This window comes from Rhodococcus globerulus NBRC 14531, from assembly GCF_001894805.1.
GTDB lineage: Bacteria > Actinomycetota > Actinomycetes > Mycobacteriales > Mycobacteriaceae > Rhodococcus_F > Rhodococcus_F globerula.
In genome coordinates, this window is the sequence record NZ_BCWX01000030.1 from 1 (window position 1) to 646 (window position 646).

Below are 646 nucleotides of genomic sequence, written 5' to 3' on the forward strand. Positions count from 1 at the left end.
GTGTAACCGGATCCGCCCGGATCCGCTCCCGGATTTTCCACCACATCGTTGGGCATGAACGCCGCCGTCGATCCGGTCGCGATGATCGACGCACCCGCCTTCAGGTGCGGCAGGGCCTCGTGGATCGCATTCTGCGCACCCATCAGGTTGACGCCGATGACATCGAGCCAGCCTTGCATGTTCGGGCCCCCCAACATCGGGGCGATACCGGCGTTGGCGACGACGATGTCGAGCTTGCCGAATTCCGAGATCCCCTGATCGAGTGCCGAACGCAACTGCGAAGCCTCACGCACGTCGGCTTCCACGGCGACGATACGACGGCCCTGCGCCTCGACCAGACGGACGGTCTCCTTCAGGTCCTCGGGTGTCCCGAGTGGATAGGAGTTGGTCTCGATGTTGCGGCACAGGTCGACCGCGATGATGTCCGCGCCCTCCTCCGCAAGCCGCACCGCGTGACTGCGTCCCTGTCCACGGGCTGCGCCCGTGATGAATGCGACCTTACCTTCAACTCTGCCCATCGAAGTTTCCTCTCGAGTGAATCTGAATGTTGTTCAAAGCCTGGCTATCTGAAATATCGAGCACGAATCAGGCCGGGCGGGCGATGGTCTTGACCTCGAGGAGATCCTCGAGACCTTCGACGCCCCAC

General features: G+C 62.5%; 1 protein-coding gene. It reads right to left on the minus strand.

The features are described 5' to 3' along the window. A partial coding sequence (locus tag RG2_RS31205; protein WP_139278906.1) for an SDR family NAD(P)-dependent oxidoreductase occupies positions 1-518 on the minus strand: 518 nt, incomplete at its 3' end. Positions 519-646 lie beyond the last annotated feature (128 nt).